Genomic DNA, 19,443 nt, shown 5'->3' on the forward strand with positions numbered 1-19,443 from the left:
GTCGATTCGCGAGGGGCGGACTGATCGAGAAGGCGAAAAGTACATTCGATGAACTTGCGGGATATTGCCGGAAATGCATTTCCGGAACTCAACACACAGATTGGCGCGACACTTGGCGATCTTGAGATAATCGGGATCTCCGCCGACAGCCGGAAGGTGTCGCCCGGCATGGCATTTGTCGCCGTGGCCGGGACCAAAGCTGATGGGGCGAGTTTTATCGCCGATGCCGTTTCGCGCGGGGCATCGGTCGTGGTTGCAGGCCACGGGGTCGATGCCGGCAGCGTGCCTGTGCTCTCGGTTTCCGAGCCGCGCCGGTTTCTAGCCGTCTCGGCATCGCGCTTCTACGGACGGCAGCCGGAAACGATGGTGGCGGTGACGGGGACCGCCGGCAAGACCTCGGTTGCTTCCTTCACGCGTCAGATCTGGGCCTATGCCGGTCATCCGGCTGCCATGATCGGCACGACCGGCGTCGTATCGCCGACCCGCAACGAATATGGTGCGCTGACGACACCTGACCCGGTATCGCTGCACAAGCTGTTGGCCGATCTCGCTGATGAAGGTGTGACACATGCGGCGATGGAAGCCTCCAGCCATGGTCTCGATCAATTCCGACTCGATGGCGTAAAGCTCGCTGCCGCGGCATTCACCAATCTCGGCCGCGACCACATGGATTATCATCCGACAGTCGGGGACTATATGGCCGCCAAAATGCGGCTGTTCCGGGATCTGCTTCCGAAAGGCTCTCCCGCGGTGATCTTTGCCGACGACGCCTGGTCGGCTCAGGCCATCACCGCTGCCCACGAGGCCGGGCAGGATGTGCGCACCGTCGGGCGCAAGGGCGATTTCCTGACGTTGAAGCGCGTCGAGCATTTCCGCCACAAGCAGATCGCCGAGGTGCATGTCGGCGACGATATCTTCGAAGTTCATATCCCGTTGGCTGGGGATTTCCAGATCGCCAATGCGCTTGTTGCCGCCGGCCTTGCCATTTCGACTGGTGTCACGGCGCCGGTCGCCATGGCTGCGCTGGAAAAGCTTGTCGGCGCATCCGGTCGCCTGGAGCTTGTCGGTCACACGCATGACGGCGCACTGGCCTATGTTGACTACGCTCATAAGCCGGATGCGCTCGAAAATGTCCTGAATTCGGTGCGGCCATTCACGACGGGCCGCGTCATTGTCGTCTTCGGCTGCGGCGGCGATCGTGATCGCGGCAAGCGGCCGATCATGGGCGAGATTGCTTGCCGTCTCGCCGACGTTGTCGTCGTTACCGATGACAATCCGCGTTCCGAGGATCCGGCAACGATCCGTGCGGAGATCATGGCTGCTGCTGCCTGTGCGACGGAGATCGGCGATCGCGCCGAAGCAATCCGCACGGCGGCCGGCATGCTGGTATCCGGCGACACGCTGATCGTCGCCGGCAAGGGGCATGAGGAAGGTCAGACAATCGGCAATGTCACGCTGCCGTTCTCCGACCATGCCGAATTGCGCAAAGCATTGGAGGATTTGAAGTCTTGAGCTGGTTATGGACAACTGAGGATATGATCGCCGCAATCTCGGGCCGCTCTTTCGGAGCACTCCCGGAGGGCATTACGGGCATTTCCATAGATAGTCGTTCCATTCAGCCCGGCGAGGCTTTTTTTGCGATCAAGGGCGATCGCGTCGACGGCCATGACTATGCCAATCTGGCAATGGCGAATGGCGCGGCCTTTATCGTAATCAGCGAGGGGCGTCTGCCGGCAATGGGCAGACTGACCGTACCGAAGATCGTGGTGGACGACGTGCTGGCGGCCCTTGCGCGGCTCGGCGTCGCCGCCCGTCAGCGTACACAGGCCAAGATCATCGCCGTTACAGGTTCGGTGGGCAAGACGACGACCAAGGAAATGCTGCGGCGCGCGCTGACACCCTCCGGCAAGGTGCATGCCTCCGTCGCTTCGTTCAACAACCATTGGGGTGTCCCGCTTACTCTGGCGCGCATGCCTGAAGATACGGATTTCGGCATTTTCGAAATCGGCATGAACCATCCCGGGGAAATTCGTCCGCTGGTCAAGATGGTGCAGCCGCATGTGGCGATCATCACCACGATTGCCCCTGCTCATCTCGGCAATTTCAACAGCATCAGCGAGATCGCAGCCGCGAAGGCGGAAATTTTCGAGGGTGTCGTGCCGGGTGGCCACGCCATTCTCAATCACGACAGCGACCAGTTCGAGATGCTGGAACGTGCAGCACTCGAGGCCGGCATCGAGCATGTGCACAGTTTCGGCCAGCACGCCAAGGCCGATGTGCGCCTTGCGGAATTCAATGCCTCGGAAGAAAATTCGACGCTTTGGCTGACGATCGGCGGCGAGACCATGGAAGTGGCGCTCGGCGCGCCGGGCCGCCACATCGCAGAAAACGCGCTTGCCGTGCTTGGTGCGGTCATGATGGTGGAGGCCGATCTCGACGAGGCTGTCGATGCCCTGGCGGATCTGCAGCCGGAAAAGGGCCGGGGGCAGCGCCACAAGCGTGCGATCGGCAACGGCTACTTCACGCTGATCGACGAAAGCTACAACGCCAATCCCGCATCCATGCGCGCCGCCATCGCGCTGCTGGCGACGACCTCGCCGCATGCGGGGGCGGGCGGACGGCAGGGCAGGCGCATCGCCGTTCTCGGCGACATGTTGGAAATGGGGGACTATGCCCAGCGCGTGCATGCCAACCTTGCCGGACCGTTGCTGGCGGCCGGTATCGAGCATGTCTGGCTGGCGGGTCCGGAGATGGCGGCTTTAAGGGATGAGCTGCCGGAAAGTGTTCATGTCGAATATCGCGAGACGACGGAGGAGCTCTCGGAATTCGCGCTCAATTCAGTCGCCTCTGGCGACGTCTTGATGGTGAAATCGTCGTTGGGGCTGGGATTTGGAAAGATCGTGGCGGGCTTGCTTGACAAGTTTCCCGCATTTTCCGACACGGGCCCTCACACCCATCAGGGGCTTTAGAAAGGGCTCTTATGCTGATCTGGCTTGCCGAACTGTCGGACCATATTCATTTTTTCAGTACTCATTTCAGATTCCTCAATCTGTTCAGATACATCACGTTCCGTACCGGCGGTGCCCTGTTCACGTCAGCGTTGATCGTCTTCCTCTTCGGGCCGCGAATCATCTCCTCGCTCCGCGTGCGCCAGGGAAAGGGGCAGCCGATCCGCGCCGATGGTCCGCAGACGCATTTCAAGAAGGCTGGCACCCCGACAATGGGCGGGCTGATGATTCTGGCCGGCATCGTCGTCTCATCGCTGCTTTGGGCCGATCTTGCCAATGTCTATGTCGTTGCCACCCTGCTGGTGACACTCGGTTTCGGCGCGATCGGCTTTTATGACGACTATCTCAAGGTGACCAAGCAGAGTGACAAAGGCTTTTCCGGCCGCGCGCGCCTTGGCATCGAATTCGTCATCGCCGCTATTGCCGTCTACTTCATGATGACGACCGCGCTGTCCTCCGGCCCAGCAGGTTCGACCTTCGGCTCGTCTGTCGCCTTCCCCTTCTTCAAGAGCCTGCTGCTCAACCTCGGCATGTTCTTCGTGTTCTTCGGTGCATTCGTCATCGTTGCCGCCGGCAATGCCGTCAACCTGACCGATGGTCTCGACGGGCTTGCCATCGTGCCGGTCATGATCGCCGCGGCTTCCTTCGGCGTTATCGCCTATCTGGCCGGCAACTTCGTCTTTGCCGACTATCTGGCGATCAATTTCGTGCCCGGCACGGGCGAATTGGCGGTGGTCCTCGGCGCGGTTATCGGCGCCGGCCTCGGCTTCCTCTGGTTCAATGCGCCGCCCGCCGCCATCTTCATGGGCGATACCGGTTCGCTGGCGCTTGGCGGCATGATCGGTTCGGTCGCCGTCGCCACCAAGCACGAGATCGTCATGGCGATCATCGGCGGTCTTTTCGTGCTGGAAGCGCTTTCCGTCATCATTCAGGTCGGCTTTTTCAAGATGACCAAGCGCCGTGTCTTCCTCATGGCGCCGATCCATCATCACTTCGAAAAGAAGGGCTGGACGGAAAGCCAGGTCGTCGTGCGTTTCTGGATCGTTGCGGTCATCCTGGCGATGATCGGCCTGTCCACCTTGAAGCTGCGGTGAGGCATCGATGATCCCTGTCACCACGCTGAACGGAAAGAAGGTTGCTCTCTTCGGCCTTGGCGGCTCGGGGTTCGCCACGGCGCGTGCGCTCGTCGCCGGTGGCGCCGAGGTCACGGCCTGGGATGACAATCCGGACAGCGTGGCCAAGGCGGCAGCGGATGGGATAGCGGTTGCCGATCTCAGGACGATCGACTGGAACAGCCAGTCCGTCTTCGTGCTGTCGCCCGGCGTGCCGCTGACGCATCCGAAGCCCCATTGGACGGTCGATCTCGCTCATGCCGCCGGTGTCGAGATCATCGGTGATGTCGAGCTTTTCGTTAGGGAGCGGCGGGCACATGCCCCGGATTGCCCCTTCATCGCCATTACCGGCACGAACGGCAAATCGACGACGACGGCGCTGATCGCCCATATTCTGCAGTCGAGCGGGCGCGACACGCAGCTCGGCGGCAATATCGGGACAGCCGTGCTGACCCTCGATCCGCCGAAGGCCGGCCGCTTCTATGTGGTCGAATGCTCTTCCTACCAGATCGATCTGGCGCCGACGCTCAATCCTTCCGCCGGCATTCTGCTGAACCTGACGCCCGATCATCTCGATCGGCACGGCACGATGCAGCACTATGCCGACATCAAGGAGCGGCTGGTCGCGGGCAGCGATGTTGCCGTTGTCGGCATCGACGACAGTCATTCCTCCTTGATTGCCGATCGCATCGAAAGGGCGGGCGGCAATGTGATGCGGATTTCGCGCCGGCATGCGTTGGCAAGCGGCCTCTATGCCGAAGGCAGCCATATCATGCAGGCATCGAGCGGTGCGGCAAGCGAGATCGCCGATCTCGACGGCATCCAGACCTTGCGCGGCGGCCATAATGCACAGAACGCCGCGGCGGCAATCGCCGCCTGTCTTGCCGTCGGCGTTTCCGCCGAAGAAATTCGGGCTGGGTTGAAATCTTTCCCCGGCCTCAAACATCGCATGCAGCCGGTCGGAAGGCGCGGCCGAGTGGTCTTCGTCAACGATTCCAAGGCGACCAATGCCGATGCGGCGGCACCCGCGCTTTCGAGCTACGAGAATATTTACTGGATTGCCGGCGGCCTGCCGAAAGAAGGTGGGATCACGACGCTTGCGCCGCTCTTTCCGCGCATAGCCAAGGCCTATCTGATCGGCGAGGCTGCGCCTGCCTTTGCCGCAACGCTCGGGGAGCAGGTGCCCTACGAAATTTCCGGTACGCTGGAGCGGGCCGTCGCGCATGCGGCAGCCGATGCGGACAAGGACGAACATACGTCCGCGGCGGTGATGTTGTCACCGGCTTGCGCAAGTTTCGATCAGTATAAGAATTTCGAGGTCAGGGGCGACGCCTTCGTCAGCCATGTGGCTGCGATCGAGGGTGTCACCATGCTGATCGGTTCAGCAGCTGGAGGCAAATGATATGGTAAGCCGCGTTGAACGTGGGGCCTTGGCCGAGTGGTTCTGGACCATCGACCGCGTGTTTCTCGCCCTTTTCATTTTGTTGATCGGCATCGGCTTCATGCTTTCCTTCGCGGCCTCGCCCGCGGTGGCGGAGCGTATCGGGCTTGAGCCGTTCCACTTCGTCAAACGCCACGCCCTGTTCCTCGTTCCGGCGATCGCGGCGATGATCGGCATTTCCTTCATGACGCCCCGACAGGTCAGGCGCACGGCGGTCATCCTGCTGATCGTTTCGCTGGCGATGATGCTTTTCGCGCTCTTCTTCGGCATCGAGGTCAAGGGCTCGCGTCGCTGGGTCAATATCGCGGCCCTGTCGATCCAGCCATCCGAATTCATGAAGCCGGCTTTCGTCGTGGTCTGCGCCTGGCTGTTTTCCGAACATGCGCGCCAGCCGGAAATCCCGGGCAATCTCTTCGCCATCATCCTGTTCGGCATAGTCGTCGCATTGCTCGTCGCCCAGCCGGACCTTGGCCAGACCATCCTGACGACGGCCGTCTGGGGCGGCATGTTCTTCATGGCGGGCATGCCCTGGCTGTGGATCATCGTGCTCGGCGGCCTTGGCGCCGGCGGTTTCGTCGCGGCCTATTACGTCTTCGATCACGTGGCGCAACGCGTGAACAAGTTCATGACGGGTGAGGGCGATACTTTCCAGGTCGATACCGCCAAGGAAGCGATCGTTCACGGCAACTGGTTCGGCGTCGGCCCCGGCGAAGGCATCGTCAAACGCATCATTCCGGATGCCCATACCGACTTCATCTTCTCGGTGGCTGCCGAAGAATTCGGTGTCATTTTCTGCATGGTGCTTGTCCTCATCTTCGCGGTTCTGGTGCTGCGCGGCCTGTCGCACGCCTATAAGGAAAAGAACGATTTCAATCGTTTCGCCGTTGCCGGCCTCGTGCTGCAGATCGGCATTCAGTCGATCATCAATATCGGCGTGAACCTGCAGCTCCTGCCGGCCAAGGGCATGACGCTGCCGCTGATCTCCTACGGCGGTTCGTCGATGACAGCGATCTGCGTGACGGCAGGCTTCATCCTGGCGCTGACGCGTCATAGGCCGGAAAAGCGCGCGCAGGATCGCACCTTGTTCCGCGTGACGCACGGACTGCCGGCGGAGTGATCGTCTTGGGACTATCTGCCATTTGCTCTCGATATCTCCTGCCTACTCCTCATTCTCCGGTCGCTTTTCAGGGAGCAGCGGTCTATGAGGGGGGCTTGGCCCGCGTCGATGACGCGGCCGTGGCGGCTTCCTATATTAGGGAGATGCCCCGAGTAATGGGGTGTTCGCGGGAGCGAAAATTATGAGTAAAGGCATTGTCCTTCTAGCCGCCGGCGGAACCGGCGGCCACGTATTTCCGGCCGAGGCGCTGGCCTATAAATTGAAGGAGCGCGGCTATTCCGTGCACCTCGTCACCGACAGCCGCGCCGAACGCTATGCCGGCAAGTTTCCTGCCGACGAGATCCATGTCGTACCCTCGGCGACGATCGGTTCGAAGAACCCGCTGAAGGTTGCAAACGCGCTTTGGACGCTGTGGACCGGTATGCGCGCGGCGCGCAAGCTGATCCAGAGACTGAAGCCCGTCTGCGTCGTCGGCTTCGGTGGCTATCCGACAGTTCCGCCGCTTCTTGCCGCCACGCGCATGGGCGTGCCGTCCATGCTGCATGAGCAGAATGCTGTCATGGGCCGCGCCAACAAGATGCTGGCGACGCGCGTGCGCGCCATTGCGGGCGGCTTTCTCACGGACAACGGCGCATTTGCCGAGAAGACAGTCACGACGGGAAACCCCGTGCGCCCGGCCGTCATCGAGGCTTCGAAGCGTCCCTATGTGCCGTCGGGACCGGACGATCCGTTCAATCTGGTCGTCTTCGGCGGCAGCCAGGGCGCGCAGTATTTCTCGAAGGCGGTGCCTACGGCAATCAGCCTGCTTGAGGAGCCGCTGCGCAAGCGCCTGCGGATCACGCAGCAAGTGCGCCCCGAGGATATGGAGACGGTCAACAGCTGCACGAGAAAGCTTGACATGGGCGCCGATGTCGCGCCGTTCTTCACCGATATGGCCGAGCGCATCGGCGCTGCGCATCTGGTTCTCTGCCGCTCAGGTGCCTCCACGGTCTCCGAGCTCGCAGTCATCGGCCGCCCGGCGATCCTGGTTCCCTATCCGCATGCGCTCGATCACGATCAGGCAGCCAATGCGGCTGCGCTGGCGGCAACCGGCGGCGTCAAGGTGATCGCGCAATCGGAGCTCACGCCGGAAAAGCTTTCCACCATCCTGCGCGGCGCCATGACCATGCCGGAAAAGCTCGCAAAGATGGCAGCATCAGCCAAGCAGGCGGGCAAGCCGGATGCGGCAAACTTGCTTGCCGACATGGTTGAGGCTATTGCCGCGGGACGTTCAATTCAGCAATTCAAGGGGGCAGGCGCATGAAGCTGCCGAAGGCAATCGGCCTTGTGCATTTTATCGGTATAGGCGGTATCGGAATGAGCGGTATTGCCGAGGTGTTGCATAACCTCGGCCATCGCGTTCAGGGTTCCGATCAATCGGAAAGCGCCAACGTGCAGCGGCTGCGCGACAAGGGCATTCCGGTCCATATCGGCCACAAGGCGGAAAACCTCGGCGATGCCGAAGTCGTTGTTGTCTCCACGGCGATCAAGAAGAGCAATCCCGAGCTCGCCGCCGCGCGCGAAAAGCTGCTGCCGGTGGTGCGCCGCGCCGAAATGCTGGCCGAATTGATGCGCTTCCGCAACGCCATCGCCATTGGCGGCACGCACGGAAAGACCACGACGACGTCTCTCGTGGCGACGCTGCTCGAAGCCGGCGGACTTGATCCGACGGTCATCAACGGCGGCATCATCAATGCCTACGGTACGAATGCGCGCATGGGCGCCGGCGAGTGGATGGTGGTCGAGGCCGACGAATCGGACGGTACCTTCCTGAAGCTGCCGGCCGATGTTGCCGTCGTCACGAATATCGATCCGGAGCATCTCGATCACTACGGCAATTTCGATGCCGTCCGTGCCGCCTTCCGGCAGTTCGTCGAGAATGTGCCGTTCTACGGTTTCGGCGTCATGTGCATCGATCATCCGGAGGTGCAGTCGCTGGTCGGGCGCATCGAGGACCGCAAGGTCATCACCTATGGCGAAAACCCGCAGGCGGACGTGCGTTTCTCGAATGTGCGCATCGACGGCACGCGCTCGGTGTTCGACGTCGAAATCCGCAGGCGCCGCACGGGCAAGGTGATCCAGATCAAGGATCTCGTCATGCCGATGCCGGGCCGTCACAATATCTCCAACGCGACGGCGGCCGTTGCCGTTGCTAACCGTCTGGGGATCTCCAGCGAGGCGATCGCCAAGGGGCTGGCGTCTTTCGGCGGCGTCAAGCGCCGCTTCACGCTCACTGGCGAATGGAACGGCGTGAAGATCTTCGACGATTACGGTCACCACCCCGTCGAGATCAAGGCAGTGCTGAAAGCCGCGCGCGAAGCCTGCAGCGGCCGCATCATCGCCGTTCATCAACCGCATCGCTATACGCGTCTGTCGAGCCTCTTCGAAGAGTTCGCCGCCTGCTTCAACGATGCCGACAGCATTTTCCTGGCGCCCGTCTATGCGGCTGGCGAGGATCCCATCGAAGGTACTGATTCGCAGACACTGGTTTCGCGCATCAAGGCTAGCGGCCATCGCGATGCGCGCTATCTGCCATCGCAGGAAGATCTTGCCGCCATGGTTGCAGAGATTGCGCAACCGGGTGATTTTGTGGTTTTGTTGGGGGCTGGCAGCATCACATATTGGGCAGCGTCATTGCCAAAGGAATTGGAAGGCCTCTCGGGTAAGTCCGCATGAAACAGGTAAATGGGGAAAAGCTTCTCGCGTCGCTCGGCGACAGTGTAAAGAACATCAGGGGCCGGCTGACGCCGGACGCGCCGATGGATCGTGTTACGTGGTTCCGCGCCGGCGGACTGGCGGAACTGATGTTCCAGCCGCATGACACGGACGATCTCGTCGCCTTCCTGAAGATATTGCCGGAAGACGTACCGCTGACGGTCGTCGGCGTGGGCTCGAATATATTGGTGCGCGACGGCGGCATTCCGGGCGTCGTCCTCAGGCTTTCGGCCAAGGGCTTCGGCTCCGTCGAGCTTGCCGGCGAAAATCGCATCCTGGCAGGCGCCATTTGCCCCGACAAGCATGTCGCGGCCATGGCGATGGACAACAGCATCGGTGGTTTTCATTTCTACTACGGCATTCCGGGCAGCATCGGTGGTGCCGCGCGGATGAATGCTGGCGCCAATGGCGCCGAAACGTGCGAACGCGTCGTCGAAGTGCATGCGATCGACCGCAAGGGCGACAAGCATGTGCTAAGCAATGCCGAGATGGGCTACAGCTACCGGCATTCGGATGCGCCGGAAGACCTGATCTTCACGCATGTCCTTTTCGAGGGTTATCCGGAAGATCGCGCCAAGATTCGCGCTGAGATGGATGCCGTGCGCGCCCATCGCGAAACCGTGCAGCCGATTCGGGAAAAGACCGGCGGTTCGACCTTCAAGAATCCGGAAGGTCATTCCGCCTGGAAACTGATCGACGAGGCGGGCTGCCGCGGTCTCGTCATTGGTGGCGCGCAAATGTCGTCGCTGCATTGCAACTTCATGATCAACATGGAGCAGGCAACAGGCTACGATCTGGAATATCTCGGCGAGCAGGTGCGCCGCGAAGTTTTCGAGAAATCCGGCATCAAACTGGAGTGGGAAATCAAGCGTCTCGGCTACTTCATGCCCGGCCGGGAGGTTCGCCCGTTCCAAGGTGTCACGACAGAGTAGGCTTGCGCTGCCAATCGGCTTAAACTTCAGACAATGATTCAACAAAAAAGGCCGGGTTTTCACCCGGCCTTTTCAATTGGTTATCGTGAAGTCCTCAGATTTCGTCGTTGCCCGAGAGCAGGATGCCGATCAGCGAGAGCAGCGCGGCGGCCGCCAGATAGTAACCGACATAGACCAGGCCATAGGTCGTCGCGAGCCATGTGGCGATGTAGGGAGCCAGCGACGCGCCGACGATGCCGCCGAGATTGAAGGTCATCGAGGCGCCGGTGTAGCGCACGGTGGTCGGGAAGGGTGCCGCCAGCGCGGCGCCGATCGGACCGTAGGTGAAGCCCATCAGCGCAAGACCGATGATCGAGCAGGCGAAGGCGCCTGAAAGGCCGGCCGTCAGCAGCGACGAGTAGAACAGGCCGAAGATGAAAATGCCGATCGTCGTCAGGATCAGAACCAGCCGGCGCGAATAGCGATCCGACAATAGGCCGGAGATCGGGATCATCAGGCCGAAGAAGACCACACCCGCGAGCTGGACGACGAGGAACTGGCCTTGCGAGTAGCCGAGACCGGCCGGCAGCGGACCGTTGCCCGGGGGGCGAGTGCCCCAGCTCAGCGTAAATGCCGTCATCAGATAGAACAGCACGAAGGTCGCCACCGCGATGATGGTGCCGAGAATGAGGCTGCGAAAATGCGAACGGAAGATGACCGCGATCGGAACGGAAACGCGTTCTTCCTTTTCAATGGCGCGCTGGAATTCCGGGGTTTCCGTGATCTTCAGACGGACATAGAGGCCGACGGCGACCAGAACGATGCTGATCAGGAAGGGAACGCGCCAGCCATAGTTGAGAAAATCCGCATCGGCCATGGTTTCGCGCAGGATGAGGAAAAGGCCGGCCGACAGGATGAAGCCGATGGGTGCGCCGAGTTGCGGGAACATGGCGTACCAGCTGCGCTTGCCTTCAGGCGCGTTTTCCGTCGCCAGCAGCACCGCGCCGCCCCATTCGCCGCCGAGACCGAGACCCTGGCCGAGGCGGCAAAGTGCCAGCAGCACGGGTGCGAGAACGCCGATCGACTCATAGGTCGGCAGCATGCCGATCACGACCGTGGAGAGGCCCATGGTCATCAGAGCCGCAACCAGCGTCGCCTTGCGGCCGATCCGGTCGCCGAAATGGCCGAAGATCATCGCGCCGATCGGACGCGCGAAGAAGGCGATGGAGAAGGTCGCGAAGGACTGCAGCGTTGCCGAGGTCGGATCGCTTGCCGGAAAGAACAGCTTCGGGAAGACGATAACCGCCGCCGTTGCATAAACATAGAAATCGAAAAATTCGATCGTTGTGCCGATAAGGCTCGCGATCAGAACACGTGCCGGGGAATTCGCAACAGCATTGTTCGATGACGAGGGGGTCGGCGATAAAGGAGATATCGCGTCAGTCATAATCCCACCAATTTAGAGGATGCTAAGGTTTCCTTATTAGGTAAGGCGTGTCCTTAGCGTAATTTTTGTTCAGCGCAAACGTCAAATGCGCAAGAAATCAGCGGTTGTGTGCTACTATTTAGCCGCAATTGTTGATTCGCAAACAATTGGGCGAACGTTTGCCGTTAAGTGGGCGTGCTTTGGGCGAGTCCTTACCCGGAGTTTTTTTCATAGGTGGCCGATTTTCGCTTTGGTTGAGGGCAAAGGAGAAGGGTTTCATGCAGAAAAAACTCATCGCTGAGTTTCTTGGGACGTTTTGGCTCGTATTTGGTGGCTGCGGCAGCGCAATCTTCGCGGCGGCATTTCCGAGCCTCGGTATCGGTTTTCTGGGTGTTGCTTTTGCGTTCGGTCTGACCGTGCTGACGATGGCCTATGCGGTCGGCGGTATTTCAGGCGGGCATTTCAACCCAGCCGTCTCGGTGGGTTTGACGGTGGCTGGCCGCTTTCCGGGCGGGCAGCTCATTCCTTATATCGTCGCGCAGGTTGTCGGTGCCATCGTGGCTGCTGCCGTGCTTTACCTGATCGCCAGCGGCAAGGCCGATTTCCAACTCGGTAGTTTTGCGGCGAATGGTTATGGCGAACATTCGCCGGGCGGCTATTCGTTGGTCTCGGCATTGGTGGCCGAGATCGTGCTGACCTTGTTTTTCCTCGTCGTGATTCTGGGCTCGACGAGCAACAAGGTGCCGGCCGGCTTCGCGCCGATCGCCATAGGCCTGACGCTGACGCTGATCCACCTGATTTCGATCCCGATCACCAATACGTCGGTCAATCCGGCCCGTTCGACGGGCCAGGCACTGTTCGTCGGCGGCTGGGCCCTACAGCAGCTTTGGCTGTTCTGGGTCGCTCCCATCGTCGGCGGCGCATTGGGCGGACTCGTCTGGAAACTGGTCGACGACAGCGAGTGAAATCGAAGCAATTTTAATACCTTCAGGCCCGCATCGGGACGCCCGATGCGGGCCTCTTTGTTTAAAAAATCTAAATGTAGCGATTTCAAAAGTAGCAACTCTCTGATTCTAATGGCAGAATTCTTTGGGTCGGTTTGATTCGAGCCATTCGATCATCGGCGGAGCGGCCGAAAGTTAACGAAAGTAAACGCTTCATTAACCTTAATGTCGTTCTAATCATCCTATTGAAAGCGGGGCGAGAATCGCTGTTAGGCGAGGCCCGGCAAACGCAGAGCAGAGACCGTGAAGTCGGGGGTATTGATGGGTGGCAAGCATGTGGCTGTCCTTTTGGGCGGATTTTCCTCGGAGAGGCCTGTCAGCCTTTCTTCGGGGAAGGCATGCGCCGATGCCCTCGAGGCCGAAGGCTTTCAGATTTCCCGTATCGATGTGGGGCGTGATGTTGCCAGTCGTCTGGCCGAGCTGAAGCCCGACGTCGTCTTCAATGCACTACATGGTCCCTTTGGTGAGGACGGCACGATCCAGGGTATCCTCGAATATCTGCAGATTCCCTATACGCATTCCGGCGTGCTTGCCTCGGCGCTTGCGATGGACAAGTCGCGGGCCAAAACAGTTGCCGCCGCCGCCGGTATCCCGGTCGCCAGCTCGGTTGTGATGGATCGCTTTGCTATCGTCGGCGAGCATCCGATGAAGCCGCCTTACGTCGTCAAGCCGGTGCGCGAGGGTTCGAGCTTCGGCGTCGTGATCGTCAAGGAAGATCAGGCGCATCCGCCGCAGATCGTCACGTCATCCGAGTGGCGCTACGGCGACGAGGTGCTGGTCGAGCGCTATGTCCATGGGCGGGAACTGACCTGTGGCGTCATGGATGGCAAGGTTCTCGGTGTTACCGAGGTCGTGCCGCTTGGTCACAGCTTCTATGACTATGACGCCAAGTACGCCAAAGGTGGGTCAAAACATGTCTTGCCGGCGGAAATTTCACCGAATCTTTACCAAAAGATACAAACATTATCGTTAAGGGCACATGAAGCTATCGGCTGCCGCGGTGTTAGTCGATCTGACTTCCGTTTTGACGATCGCTTTTCCGAAGAGGGTGAACTTGTCTGGTTGGAAATCAATACCCAGCCCGGCATGACTCCTACCTCCCTGGTGCCTGAAATGGCGGCGCATGCCGGCTACTCTTTTGGTGAATTTCTCAGGTGGATGGTGGAGGACGCGTCTTGTTTGCGCTGACGGTCAAAAATATGAGGCGGTCCCGTCATCGCGTCCCGCTCGCCATCGACGATGTCGAGGACGCATTCGTCCTGCCGCGTCCGCTGCGCCGCGTCGTGCGCTTCCTGGTCAGCCTCGGCTCGGGTCGCATCAATATCCCCGCACACACGGGCACTGTTTCGGTTCTCGCTCTCTTTGCGGCGACTGGCCTCTACGGCATGTCTGTCGGTGGTCACAGTCAGGCTGTTGCGGAGGCAACGACCTCTGCTGCCGGCTTCGCGATCGAGGACGTCAAGGTTTCCGGTAACGACGAGACCTCGGAAATCGAGATCCTGCAGTTGCTTGGCCTCGATGGCACGACCTCGCTCGTTGCCCTTGATGCCGACGCGGCTCGCCTGAAGATCGCGAACTTGCCCTGGGTCGAAAATGTGGAAGTTCGTAAGGTCTATCCGAGGGCGGTCGAGGTGAAGCTGACGGAGCGCAAGGCTTATGCCATCTGGCAGCACGGCTCCGAGCTTTCGCTGATCCAGAAGGACGGCAGCGTGATCGCGCCGCTGCGAGACAACAAGTTCGCCAAGCTGCCGCTCTTCGTCGGTCGTGACGCTGAAACCGCAGCCGCGTCCGTCGAGGACGAGTTTGCCAAGTGGCCGGATGTCCGTGGCCATGTGAAGGCCTTCGTCCGCGTCGCCGGGCGTCGCTGGGATCTCTATCTCGACAATGGCGTGATCATCAAATTGCCGGAAGACAATATCGACGGCGCGCTCGCGCGCCTCACCAAGCTCGACAAGAACGAAAACCTTCTCGATCGCGATATCGCCGCCGTCGATCTCCGTCTCGATGATCGGACCGCAATAGAACTAACCCCGGATGCCGCAGTTCGTCGTCAGGCCGCCGTCGATGCGAGAAACAAGGCTTTGAAGAAAGCAGGGCAGGATACATGAGCTTATTCGGTTCGTCCCATTTCGGCCTGCCTCGGTTGAAGCCGCTGTCTTCGAAGCGGTCGCACATCGTGTCGGTCCTCGACATCGGCTCGACGAAGGTCGTCTGCATGATCGGCCGGCTGACGCCGCGCGAGGAGAGCCAGGTTCTTCCGAACCGCACGCACAATATCGAGATCATCGGCATCGGCCACCAGCGCTCGCGCGGCATCAAGACCGGCGTCATCGCCGACCTCGACGCGCTGGAAAGCGTCGTCCGGCTCTCCGTCGATGCTGCCGAGCGCATGGCTGGACTGACCGTCGACAGCTTGATCGTCAACGTCTCGGCCGGCCGTCTCGGCAGCGATATCTATACCGCAACCATCGATCTTGGCGGTCAGGAAGTCGAGGCCAACGACCTCAAGAAGGTTCTGGCCGCCGCCTGTCAGCAGTCGATCCGCCAGGAACGCGCTGTGCTGCATTCGCTGGCGACGGGCTACTCGCTCGATGGCGAGCGCGGCATCCGCGATCCGCTGGCAATGTTCGGCGACGCGCTCGGCGTCGACATGCATGTGGTGACCGCGGAGCGCGCAGCGCTGCGCAATCTGGAGCTTTGCATCAACCGCGCCCATCTTTCGGTCGAGGGCATGGTGGCGACGCCTTATGCCAGCGGTCTTGCAGCTCTCGTCGATGACGAAGTCGAGCTTGGCTGCGCCGCGATCGACATGGGCGGCGGCACGACGACGATCTCGGTCTTTGCCGAAGGCAAGCTGGTGCATACCGATGCCGTCAGCCTTGGCGGCCATCACGTCACAACGGACCTTGCCCGTGGCCTTTCCACTCGCATCGAGGATGCGGAGCGGCTGAAAGTGGTCCATGCCTCGGCGCTCGCGAATTCTTCGGAAGAGCGTGAACTGATTTCCATCCCGCCGATCGGCGAAGACGAGCGTGACCAGCCGACGCAGGTGCCGAAGGCGCTTGTGTCGCGCATCGTCAAGGCTCGCATCGAGGAAACCCTCGAACTCATTCGCGATCGTATCCAGCGTTCGGGCTTCAGCCCGATCGTCGGCAAGCGCGTCGTCCTGACGGGAGGCGCCAGCCAGCTGACCGGCCTGCCCGACGTGGCGCGCCGCGTTCTTGCCCGCAATGTCCGCATCGGCCGCCCGATGGGCGTATCCGGCCTGCCGACGGCGGCCAAGGGGCCGGCTTTTTCGACGGCGGTCGGTCTGATGATCTATCCGCAGGTCGCAGACATGGAGACACATGCGCCGAGTAGCGGTCTGCTCTCGTCGTTTGGGGGTAACAACAGCCGGATCGGCCGTGTCGGCCAATGGCTGAAGGAGAGTTTTTGAGTGCCTGATCCGGAGAGGTTCTCCGGGTAAGCGTCAGGCAAGTGAAATCGAGTGAATTGGCCGGCGTGGCGATGCGGCCATAAAGAGAAGGAACGGGTACAATGACTATCAAGCTGCATAAGCCAGATATCACCGAGCTTAAGCCGCGAATCACCGTATTCGGTGTTGGTGGCGGTGGCGGCAATGCCGTCAACAACATGATCACGGCAGGCTTGCAGGGCGTCGATTTCGTCGTCGCCAACACCGACGCGCAGGCGTTGACCATGACGAAGGCAGAGCGGATCATCCAGCTCGGCGTCAACGTCACGGAAGGTCTCGGCGCCGGTTCGCAGCCGGAAGTCGGCCGCGCAGCCGCCGAGGAATGCATCGATGAAATCATCGATCATCTCAACGGCACGCATATGTGCTTCGTCACCGCCGGCATGGGTGGCGGCACGGGTACGGGTGCAGCACCTGTTGTCGCGCAGGCGGCTCGCAACAAGGGCATCCTGACGGTCGGCGTCGTCACCAAGCCGTTCCACTTCGAAGGCGGCCGCCGCATGCGTCTCGCCGAGATGGGCATCCAGGAACTGCAGAAGTCGGTCGACACGCTGATCGTCATTCCGAACCAGAACCTCTTCCGTATCGCCAACGACAAGACGACTTTCGCCGATGCGTTCTCGATGGCCGACCAGGTTCTCTATTCGGGTGTTGCCTGCATCACCGATCTGATGGTGAAGGAAGGTCTCATCAACCTCGACTTCGCCGATGTTCGTTCGGTCATGCGCGAAATGGGCCGCGCCATGATGGGTACCGGCGAGGCTTCCGGCCAGGGCCGCGCAATGCAGGCCGCTGAGGCCGCCATTGCCAACCCGCTGCTCGACGAAACCTCGATGAAGGGCGCCCAGGGCCTGCTGATCTCGATCACCGGCGGCCGTGACCTGACCCTGTTCGAAGTCGACGAAGCTGCGACCCGCATCCGCGAAGAAGTCGATCCCGACGCCAACATCATTCTCGGCGCCACCTTCGACGAATCGCTTGAGGGCATCATCCGCGTTTCCGTCGTCGCAACGGGTATCGACCGCGCGATGAACGAAGCAGCCGACAGAGGCATGGAATTCCGCCCGGCAGCGAAGCCGGCTATGCGTCCTTCCGCGGCCGCCGCTCCGGCAGCGGCCGCAGCTCAGCCTGCCCACGTCGCGCAGGCCCAGACCGCACAGGCTGCCGCTCCGGCTGCTCGCACTGTCGATCCGGTTGCCCAGACCATTCGTGCAGCAGAGGCCGATCTCGAGCGCGAACTGGAATTCCAGATGGGTCGTCAGGCCCATGTCCAGCAGCAGCCGGTGATGCCGCAGGCCGCAGCGCCGGAAGATAACTTCCGTCCGCAGAGCCGCATCTTCGCAGCAGCCCCGGAAGCCCAGCCGGTCCGTCAGGCTCCGGTTCAGCCTCAGCCTCAGCCTCAGCAGCAGGCACCGGTCATGCATCAGCAGCCGGTCATCCGCCAGGCTCCCGAGCAGGTCCGCATGCCGAAGGTCGAGGATTTCCCGCCGGTCGTTAAGGCTGAGATGGAACACCGCGCCCAGCCGGCCGCCGCTCAGGCTTCCGAAGAGCGGGGTCCGATGGGTCTGCTGAAGCGAATCACCAATTCGCTCGGCCGCCGCGAAGAAGACCCGGCTTTCGACGATATGATGGCTCCGGCGCACAACGCGGCTCCGCAGCGCCGCGCACCGTCGCCGGAAGCTAGCCTCTACGCTCCGCGTCGCGGCACGCTCGACGATCAGGGTCGTCAGGTTCCGCAGGCGCGCATGACGAACCATGAGGACGATCAGCTCGAGATTCCGGCGTTCCTGCGCCGGCAGTCGAACTGACCTGATGCTGGACGGCCTTTTAATAGGTTGCTAACCATCTTGATGAAATCCGGGGCCGAAAGACCCCGGATTTCCTTATTTTAGACCTGTTGCCATATTTGAAATTATCCAACAAATTCAATTGGCTGCTTTCGTAACAAAACGAAAGAAACAGTGATTTGGAATGCGATGCCTCGGCGCGTATGTAGATACCAAGCAAGCCTGCGGACTCACATTCAATGACGAATGTATGTGGTGCGCGCGGCATAGTTAACAGACTGAACCGGCGATAAGGGTAAGCGTCCGAAGATGACCGCCCGGCCTGGATCAGACAGACGAAGGCAGAACTATATGGCAATCGGATTGCTTGGTTTTCAGACCACCATTGCAAACCCTGTGACACTTTCTGGTATCGGCGTTCATTCAGGCGCCAATGTGTCGATCACTTTCTATCCGGCCGAAGCCGGCACCGGTGTCGTTTTCCAGCGCCTGCACGACAATGGCGATGTGACCGAACTGCGCGCCGTTTCCTCGCAAGTCGGCAATACGGATCTCTGCACCGTTCTCGGTTTTTCTCCGGCGCGTTCCGTCGCCACGGTCGAGCATGTGATGGCCGCGATCTATGCGGTCGGTCTTGATAACGTCGTCGTCGAAGTGACCGGTGCTGAAATGCCGATCATGGATGGCAGCTCCTATCCCTTCATCGAGGCGATCGAGCAGACCGGCATCGTGTCGCTCGGCGTCAAGCGCCGCTACATCCGCGTCACCAAGCCGGTCCGCATCGAAGCCGGCGGTTCCTGGTGCGAATTCCGTCCGTATGACGGCACGCGCTTCGAAGTCGAGATCGATTTCGAATGCCCGCTGATCGGCCGGCAGAAGTGGGAAGGCGACCTGACCGCCGAAACCTTCAAGACCGAATTGTCGCGCGCCCGTACTTTCGGCTTCATGCGCGATGTCGAACGCCTCTGGGCGTCGGGTCATGCGCTGGGTTCGTCGCTGGAAAATTCCGTCGTCATCTCCGACGACAACACCGTTATCAATGTCGAAGGCCTGCGTTACGCCAAGGACGAATTCGTTCGTCACAAGACGCTGGACGCCGTCGGCGATCTGGCGCTGGCCGGCGCGCAATTCATCGGCTGCTACCGCTCTTACCGCGGCGGCCACCGCATGAACGCGAATGCCCTGAAGGCATTGCTCAGCGATGCCAGCGTCTATGACGTCGTCGAAACCTCGGCTCCGCGCCAGCGCGCTCACAGCCGCGAATTCGTGCCGGTCAATGCGCCTGAGTTTGCTCCCTGGTCGGCGTAACGCCGCGGAATTTGGATGAGAAAGCTGCCGCTCCGATGAGGGGCGGCTCTTTTTTTGACAGGTGAGTCGCGCGGTTTGCCGTCAGTCTTTGCAAGACGGA

At 60.8% G+C, this 19,443-nt stretch carries 15 protein-coding genes; 14 read left to right on the forward strand and 1 reads right to left on the reverse strand.

Features of this window, described 5'->3' with window-relative positions:
• Positions 1-48 precede the first annotated feature (48 nt).
• The 8 genes from FP026_RS12430 (at position 49) to murB (ending at position 10,364) form a co-directional block, all read left to right on the forward strand.
• Positions 49-1,512, forward strand: coding sequence for a UDP-N-acetylmuramoyl-L-alanyl-D-glutamate--2,6-diaminopimelate ligase (locus tag FP026_RS12430; RefSeq protein WP_149634907.1), 1,464 nt, complete (start codon positions 49-51; stop codon positions 1,510-1,512).
• Positions 1,509-2,969 (forward strand): UDP-N-acetylmuramoylalanyl-D-glutamyl-2,6-diaminopimelate--D-alanyl-D-alanine ligase, encoded by a 1,461-nt coding sequence (locus tag FP026_RS12435; protein ID WP_149634908.1) that lies wholly within the window; start codon positions 1,509-1,511, stop codon positions 2,967-2,969. The genes FP026_RS12430 and FP026_RS12435 overlap by 4 nt, the downstream gene beginning before the upstream one ends.
• Before the next feature lie 11 nt (positions 2,970-2,980).
• Positions 2,981-4,102, forward strand: coding sequence for a phospho-N-acetylmuramoyl-pentapeptide-transferase (gene mraY, locus FP026_RS12440; protein ID WP_113230504.1), 1,122 nt, complete (start codon positions 2,981-2,983; stop codon positions 4,100-4,102).
• A gap of 7 nt (positions 4,103-4,109) precedes the next feature.
• The gene (gene murD / locus FP026_RS12445) at positions 4,110-5,522 is read left to right on the forward strand and encodes a UDP-N-acetylmuramoyl-L-alanine--D-glutamate ligase (protein ID WP_149634909.1); all 1,413 of its coding nucleotides are present in this window, start codon (positions 4,110-4,112) and stop codon (positions 5,520-5,522) included.
• Between the two features lies 1 nt (position 5,523).
• Positions 5,524-6,678: a putative lipid II flippase FtsW gene (ftsW, locus tag FP026_RS12450; protein ID WP_149634910.1), complete on the forward strand. Its 1,155-nt coding sequence runs from the start codon at positions 5,524-5,526 to the stop codon at positions 6,676-6,678.
• Between the two features lie 181 nt (positions 6,679-6,859).
• Positions 6,860-7,981, forward strand: a complete 1,122-nt coding sequence (gene murG / locus FP026_RS12455) for an undecaprenyldiphospho-muramoylpentapeptide beta-N-acetylglucosaminyltransferase (RefSeq protein WP_149634911.1) — start codon at positions 6,860-6,862, stop codon at positions 7,979-7,981.
• Positions 7,978-9,393 carry a UDP-N-acetylmuramate--L-alanine ligase gene (murC, locus tag FP026_RS12460; RefSeq protein WP_149634912.1) on the forward strand — a complete coding sequence of 472 codons (1,416 nt, stop codon included), beginning with the start codon at positions 7,978-7,980 and terminating at the stop codon, positions 9,391-9,393. Before murG ends, murC begins: the two co-directional genes overlap by 4 nt.
• Positions 9,390-10,364 (forward strand): UDP-N-acetylmuramate dehydrogenase, encoded by a 975-nt coding sequence (gene murB, locus FP026_RS12465; protein WP_149634913.1) that lies wholly within the window; start codon positions 9,390-9,392, stop codon positions 10,362-10,364. The genes murC and murB overlap by 4 nt, the downstream gene beginning before the upstream one ends.
• Before the next feature lie 94 nt (positions 10,365-10,458).
• On the opposite strand, the gene FP026_RS12470 is transcribed toward murB, so the two are convergent.
• Complete coding sequence (locus FP026_RS12470) at positions 10,459-11,790, reverse strand: MFS transporter (protein ID WP_149634914.1); 1,332 nt, start codon at positions 11,788-11,790, stop codon at positions 10,459-10,461.
• A 257-nt stretch (positions 11,791-12,047) separates the two neighbouring features.
• Here FP026_RS12470 and aqpZ point away from each other — a divergent pair, with 257 nt between their 5' ends.
• From aqpZ to lpxC, 6 genes are all read left to right on the forward strand, one after another.
• Positions 12,048-12,734 carry an aquaporin Z gene (aqpZ, locus tag FP026_RS12475; RefSeq protein WP_149634915.1) on the forward strand — a complete coding sequence of 229 codons (687 nt, stop codon included), beginning with the start codon at positions 12,048-12,050 and terminating at the stop codon, positions 12,732-12,734.
• A gap of 300 nt (positions 12,735-13,034) precedes the next feature.
• Positions 13,035-13,961, forward strand: a complete 927-nt coding sequence (locus tag FP026_RS12480) for a D-alanine--D-alanine ligase (protein ID WP_149634916.1) — start codon at positions 13,035-13,037, stop codon at positions 13,959-13,961.
• On the forward strand, positions 13,949-14,881 hold the full coding sequence (locus FP026_RS12485) for a cell division protein FtsQ/DivIB (RefSeq protein ID WP_149634917.1): 933 nt from the start codon (positions 13,949-13,951) through the stop codon (positions 14,879-14,881). Before FP026_RS12480 ends, FP026_RS12485 begins: the two co-directional genes overlap by 13 nt.
• Entirely contained in the window at positions 14,878-16,209 is a 1,332-nt protein-coding gene (gene ftsA / locus FP026_RS12490; RefSeq protein WP_149634918.1) for a cell division protein FtsA, read from the forward strand. The genes FP026_RS12485 and ftsA overlap by 4 nt, the downstream gene beginning before the upstream one ends.
• Positions 16,210-16,310: 101 nt before the next feature.
• Entirely contained in the window at positions 16,311-18,056 is a 1,746-nt protein-coding gene (gene ftsZ, locus FP026_RS12495) for a cell division protein FtsZ (protein ID WP_149634919.1), read from the forward strand.
• A 330-nt stretch (positions 18,057-18,386) separates the two neighbouring features.
• Positions 18,387-19,343 carry a UDP-3-O-acyl-N-acetylglucosamine deacetylase gene (gene lpxC / locus FP026_RS12500; RefSeq protein WP_149634920.1) on the forward strand — a complete coding sequence of 319 codons (957 nt, stop codon included), beginning with the start codon at positions 18,387-18,389 and terminating at the stop codon, positions 19,341-19,343.
• Positions 19,344-19,443: the final 100 nt, after the last annotated feature.

This window comes from Martinezella tropici, assembly GCF_008370325.1.
Taxonomy (GTDB): Bacteria; Pseudomonadota; Alphaproteobacteria; order Rhizobiales; family Rhizobiaceae; genus Rhizobium; species Rhizobium tropici_B.

Coding starts and splice junctions, on each gene's coding strand:
- FP026_RS12430 (WP_149634907.1), top strand. CDS start 49: ATGAACTTGCGGGATATTGCCGGAAATGCATTTCCGGAACTCAACACA.
- mraY (WP_113230504.1), top strand. CDS start 2,981: ATGCTGATCTGGCTTGCCGAACTGTCGGACCATATTCATTTTTTCAGT.
- murD (WP_149634909.1), top strand. CDS start 4,110: ATGATCCCTGTCACCACGCTGAACGGAAAGAAGGTTGCTCTCTTCGGC.
- ftsW (WP_149634910.1), top strand. CDS start 5,524: ATGGTAAGCCGCGTTGAACGTGGGGCCTTGGCCGAGTGGTTCTGGACC.
- murG (WP_149634911.1), top strand. CDS start 6,860: ATGAGTAAAGGCATTGTCCTTCTAGCCGCCGGCGGAACCGGCGGCCAC.
- murC (WP_149634912.1), top strand. CDS start 7,978: ATGAAGCTGCCGAAGGCAATCGGCCTTGTGCATTTTATCGGTATAGGC.
- murB (WP_149634913.1), top strand. CDS start 9,390: ATGAAACAGGTAAATGGGGAAAAGCTTCTCGCGTCGCTCGGCGACAGT.
- FP026_RS12470 (WP_149634914.1), bottom strand. CDS start 11,790: ATGACTGACGCGATATCTCCTTTATCGCCGACCCCCTCGTCATCGAAC.
- aqpZ (WP_149634915.1), top strand. CDS start 12,048: ATGCAGAAAAAACTCATCGCTGAGTTTCTTGGGACGTTTTGGCTCGTA.
- FP026_RS12480 (WP_149634916.1), top strand. CDS start 13,035: ATGGGTGGCAAGCATGTGGCTGTCCTTTTGGGCGGATTTTCCTCGGAG.
- ftsA (WP_149634918.1), top strand. CDS start 14,878: ATGAGCTTATTCGGTTCGTCCCATTTCGGCCTGCCTCGGTTGAAGCCG.
- ftsZ (WP_149634919.1), top strand. CDS start 16,311: ATGACTATCAAGCTGCATAAGCCAGATATCACCGAGCTTAAGCCGCGA.
- lpxC (WP_149634920.1), top strand. CDS start 18,387: ATGGCAATCGGATTGCTTGGTTTTCAGACCACCATTGCAAACCCTGTG.